Genomic DNA, 5266 nt, shown 5'->3' on the forward strand with positions numbered 1-5266 from the left:
CCGCGGCCGCCAGCCACCGGCGCCGGTCGGAAAAGATCGACCACATGCTTCACTGTGGCACCACCGGCCACAGCCGGACTAGGGCTGAAGTGCCCAGTACCAGCGAAAACTCCCAAGCAACGCGGGGTCACTTGGCGCCCATGGCGACCCGCCGGATGGGCGCGATCTGACCCCGCGTTGCTAGGCAGAGCCGAAGGACGCTGCCGGGATCAGGCGGTCGGCGCGGTACCTGTCGAACAGGCGGAGGAAGGAATCTTTCGTCCGGCGGTACCCGGTGAAGCCCGCAAGGCGGCTCTTAGGCGGCGAGCGCGGGCTACATGCGCCGCCAGCGGAAAATGTCGCCGTCCACAATGTTGTAGGCCTCGTTGCCCACCCCGTCGGCGGTGGCCGCCCAGATCATGTGTTCCGCCAGCAGCCCGCTGTCCGTCATGTCCGTGAGGCTGTTCCACTGCGTCTCGGAGCCGGGAAGATGAACGGCTGCCCCCGTTCCCGGCAGATCGATGCCTGGACGGCGAGCGTAAGACCCATGTTCATGGCGTTGCCGACCGCATGCCCGATGACCGTGTGCGCCCTCGCGCCGGATCGGGCCGCCGGTGCTTCGTAACCTGTGCCCCGACGGTCCTGCCGGGGAGGGGTCCGCAGTAGGATGCAAATAGAGGAAGACGCGTGTAGACAACGCGAATACTAAGGCAGGGTATCCGTGAAACTTTTGCTCCGGTATCCGCTTGTTGCGGGCACGATCGCTGCCCTGCTCGCGGTGCTCATACTGCTCCTGTCCGGGCAGCCGCTGATTGCGCAGGTCTCAGCGAGCATTTATGCCCTGGCGGTGGCGGCTTATCTGGCCGTCGGCATGGTCCGCCGGCTGATGGGCGGCCAATGGGGCATCGACATCCTGGCGGTCACCGCAATCGTCAGCACCGTCCTGGTGGGTGAGTTCATCGCCTCCATGATCATTGTCCTCATGATGGCCGGCGGCACAGCCCTCGAGGACTACGCCGCCGGCCGGGCCAAGAAGGAACTGACATCCCTGTTGGAACGTGTCCCGCAGACGGCCCACCGGGAACGGAACGGCACTCACGACGGCGCCCAGCACGAGGATGTTGCGGCCACTGACGTCCAGATCGGCGACATCCTGCTGGTCAGGCCGGGTGAAGTGGTGCCCCTGGACGGCATCCTGCTCTCTGAATCCGGCAGCTTCGACGAGTCCTCGCTCACCGGGGAGAGCCTTCCGGTGGAGCGGGTGGCCGGCGAGGGGCTGATGAGCGGCTCGCTCAACGGCGAAGCCGCGGTCCGGATGCAGGTCACGGCCCTGATGGAGGATTCGCAGTACAGCCGCATCGTCGCCCTCGTCAAGGAAGCCGCGGACAGCAAGGCGCCCATGGTGCGGCTCGCGGACCGGTATGCCGTGCCGTTCACGGCCCTTGCCTACGTCCTTGGCGCGATCGGCTGGATCGTCAGTGGCAGCCCGGCCCGCTTCGCGGAAGTGCTGGTGGTGGCGACGCCGTGTCCGCTGCTGATCGCCGCACCCGTGGCTTTCCTGGGCGGCATGAGCCGCGCCGCGCGCGGCGGCATCATCGTCAAATACGCCGGCGTCCTGGAGCAACTGAGCCGGATCAAAACCGTCGCCTTCGACAAGACCGGCACCCTGACCTACGGCCGCCCGTCCCTGGTCGGTGTCCGGACGTCGGGGTCCTTCACCGAGGACAAGGTCCTCGGGCTGGCGGCCTCCGCCGAACAATATTCCTCCCATGTGCTCGCCGCCTCGGTGATGGACGCTGCGCGGACCCGCGGGCTGGTATTTGAAACCGCCACGGAGGCCAACGAATTCGCCACGCACGGCGTCCGGGCGCGCTTCGATGGCCGCGATGTCGTGGTCGGCAAGCCGAATTTCGTGGCGGAATCGGTCGCCGGCGTCGAGGAAACGGCGCTGGCCAGCGGCGAACTCGCCATCTACGTGGGCGTGGCCGGGGAGTTCGCCGGGGCCCTCGTGATGAGCGATCCCATCCGCAGGGAAACCCGCCGCACCCTGGCCGAACTCCAGGAACTCGGCGTCAGCCGGACTGTCATGCTGACCGGCGACGCCCTCGCCACGGCCGAGCACATCGCGGCCGAGGCCGGGCTCACCGATGTCCGCGCCGAGTGCCTGCCGACGGATAAGGTCGAAGCCGTCCGGTCCCTGCCGCTGCGCCCGGTCATGATGGTGGGCGACGGCGTCAACGATGCCCCCGTCCTGGCCGTCGCCGACGTCGGCATCGCGATGGGGGCGCGCGGCTCGACGGCGGCCGGCGAGTCTGCCGACGTCGTGATCATCCTCGATGACCTGTCCAAGGTGGCCTCGGCCGTGCGGATTGGCCAGCGGACCGTCAAGGTGGCCCTGCAGAGCATCTGGATCGGCATCGCGCTGAGCGTGGCGCTGATGCTCGCCGCGGCCGCCGGCTTCGTCCCGGCAATCGCCGGCGCCCTGTCCCAGGAGCTCGTGGACCTGGCGACGATCCTCAACGCGCTGCGCGCGCTCAGTGCCGGCAAGACAGCGGCCGGCCCCACGGGTGCGGGTACAAGGAGCAAGGGGCAGAAGGACGCCGGCGGCACTACTGGGAAGCCGCCAGTTTCTCGGCTTCCGCGATCCGCGGAACGGTCCTGAGATAGCTGTCCGGGTTCAGCGAGATCGAATCGATGCCCTCGCTGACCAGGAACGCCGCGAACTCCGGGTGGTTGCTGGGGCCCTGGCCGCAGATGCCGATCTTGATCCCGGCGGCGTGGGCCTTGCGGATGGCCTCGCTGATCATCGCCATAACGGCCTCGTCCCGCTCGTCGAAAAGTGAGGCCAGCTGCGCCGAATCCCGGTCCACGCCCAGGACCAGCTGGGTGAGGTCGTTGGAGCCGATGGAGAAGCCGTCGAAGCGGGTGGCGAACTTTTCGGCGAGGACGACGTTGGAGGGGATCTCGCACATCATGTAGACCTGCAGTCCGTTCTGGCCCCGGACCAGACCGTTTTCCGCCATCACGGCCAGGACCCTGTCCGCTTCCTGCGGGGTCCGGCAGAAGGGGATCATCACGATGATGTTGCCGAACCCGAGCTTCTCCCGGACCCGTTTGAGGGCCGCGCATTCAAGGGCGAACCCCTCGCGGTAGCGCTCGTCGTAGTAGCGGGACGCGCCGCGGAAGCCCAGCATGGGGTTTTCCTCCGGCTCCTCGAAGGCGGAACCGCCGATCAGGTGCGCGTACTCGTTCGTCTTGAAGTCGCTGAGCCGGACGATCACGGGCCGGGGATGGTAGGGCGCTGCGATCTTGGCAATGCCGAGGGCCAGGGCGTCCACGAAGTAGTCCTTCGGGTCCGCATAACCGCTGGTCAGGGCACGGATCTGCGCTGCGTCCTGGGGGTCGGTGACCCGTTCGGGATGGACCAGCGCCATCGGGTGGACCCGGATCAGGGCGCTGATGATGAATTCCATCCGGGCCAGCCCGACGCCGTCGGCCGGCAGCCGCCACCACTGGAACGCGGCCGCGGGGCTGGCGATGTTGACCATGACTTTGGTGTGCGTCTCCGGCAGCTCCCCGAGGTCCACGTCCTCGGTCTCAAACGCGAGGCTGCCCTCGTACACCCGGCCTTCGTCGCCCTCGGCGCAGGAGATGGTCACGGCCCGGTCTTCTGCCAGGACCGTGGTCGCGTTGCCGGTGCCGACGATGGCGGGGACCCCGAGTTCGCGGCTCACGATCGCGGCGTGGCTGGTGGGTCCGCCGCGGTCCGTCACGATACCGGCCGCCCGTTTCATGATCGGAACCCAGTCCGGGTCGGTCATCTCGGTGACCAGGATGGCGCCGTCGCGGAAGTTTTCGATGTCCGCGGCGCTCCGGATCACGCATGCCGTGCCCTGCGCGATGGAGTCGCCGATCGCGGCGCCGCGCGCCAGCACGGTGCCGGTTTCCAGCAGGTGGTGGAGGGTGAACCGGGAGCCGGTCTTTTGCGACTGGACGGTCTCCGGCCGGGCCTGGACCATAAACAGTTCACCGGTCACGCCGTCCCGGGCCCACTCCATGTCCATCGGGCGGGCGTAGTGCTCCTCCACGCTCACGGCCCAGCGTGCCAGCGCGAGGATCTCGGCGTCGGCCAGGACAAACGCTCGGCGTTCCGCTTCCGAGGTGTCCACCATTTTGGTGCGTGCGTGGCCGCCCAGGCTGTAGACCATTTTCCGGTCCTTGGAACCGAGGGTCTTTTCGATGATGGGACTGATTTCATCCTCGGTCGCGGCTTCCGCCAGGAGCGGTTTGAACACAACGTATTTGTCCGGGTTGATGGTGCCCTGGACCACGGTTTCGCCGAGCCCCCAGGCGGCGCTGACCACGGCCACCCGCGGGAAGCCGGAATCAGTGTCGATGGAGAACATCACGCCGGAGGCGCCGACGTCGGAACGCACCATACGCTGCACCCCGATCGAGAGCGCGACGTCGAGGTGGTCAAAGCCCTTGACCTCGCGGTAGCTGATGGCACGGTCGGTGAACAGCGAGGCGTAGCAGCGGCGGCAGGCGTCCAAGAGTTCCCGTTCCCCGGCGATGTTCAGGAACGTCTCCTGCTGCCCCGCGAAGCTTGCGTCGGGCAGGTCCTCGGCCGTGGCGCTGCTGCGGACCGCGACGGAGAGCCGGTCCAGGCCGGCGCGCTCCCCCAGTTCCCGGTAGTGGGCGCGGATGGACCCGGCGATGTCCGCGGGGAACTCACTGTCCAGGAACAGCTCCCGGATGGCTTCCCCGGTGGCGCGCAGGGAGGCTTCGCCGGCACGGTAGGACTGGATCCGCGAGCGCATCGCGGGCTCGATCCCGTTGGCGTCGATGAAGCGGCGGTAGGCGTCCGCGGTGGTGGCGAAGCCGTCCGGCACCCGCACGCCCTTGGCTTTGAGGGACTGGATGAGTTCGCCCAGGGAGGCGTTCTTGCCGCCCACCTGCGGGACATCGCCCATGCCGATCTCGTCAAACCACAGCACCGGGGAGTCAGTCATGGACCCATCCTGTGGCGGCGGCCGGTCCGATGTCAGAGGCTTTGGACCTTGGTGGCCGTTGTGGTCTTCCCGACCCGGCGGTGGCGGACGATTTTGTAGAGCCAGTCCGCGAGCAGCACACCCGGGATGGCGGCGAGCGCCACGGCCAGGCCGCCGGGCGACGGCGGGGCGTGGCCCAGCAGGGCTGCCAGGGGCCCGAGGAACAGGAACACCGCCAACAGACCGAGTTCGGCCAGCACAGCCCAGACCAGCAGCCGATTGCTGAACCAGCCAAG

At 68.0% G+C, this 5266-nt stretch carries 3 protein-coding genes and 1 pseudogene; 1 reads left to right on the forward strand and 3 read right to left on the reverse strand.

What is annotated here, in order from left to right:
• Positions 1-180: 180 nt before the first annotated feature.
• A pseudogene (locus tag K789_RS24565) lies at positions 181-573 on the reverse strand (hypothetical protein); the annotation flags it as partial.
• A gap of 127 nt (positions 574-700) precedes the next feature.
• Between K789_RS24565 and K789_RS0110035 the strand changes: the two are divergent.
• Entirely contained in the window at positions 701-2641 is a 1941-nt protein-coding gene (locus tag K789_RS0110035; RefSeq protein WP_024366639.1) for a heavy metal translocating P-type ATPase, read from the forward strand.
• Here K789_RS0110035 and ppsA read toward each other — a convergent pair.
• Positions 2589-4991 carry a phosphoenolpyruvate synthase gene (ppsA, locus tag K789_RS0110040; protein WP_024366640.1) on the reverse strand — a complete coding sequence of 801 codons (2403 nt, stop codon included), beginning with the start codon at positions 4989-4991 and terminating at the stop codon, positions 2589-2591. The genes K789_RS0110035 and ppsA overlap by 53 nt on opposite strands.
• Before the next feature lie 32 nt (positions 4992-5023).
• Positions 5024-5266 (reverse strand): cation transporting ATPase C-terminal domain-containing protein (locus K789_RS0110045; protein WP_029704832.1); only part of this gene is annotated, 243 nt, incomplete at its 5' end.

It is taken from the genome of Arthrobacter sp. TB 26 (assembly GCF_000427315.1).
Lineage (GTDB): Bacteria > Actinomycetota > Actinomycetes > Actinomycetales > Micrococcaceae > Arthrobacter.

Bases quoted from the DNA above. Each gene is read 5' to 3' on its own strand.
- ppsA (WP_024366640.1), bottom strand. From the start codon at position 4,991: ATGACTGACTCCCCGGTGCTGTGGTTTGACGAGATCGGCATGGGCGAT.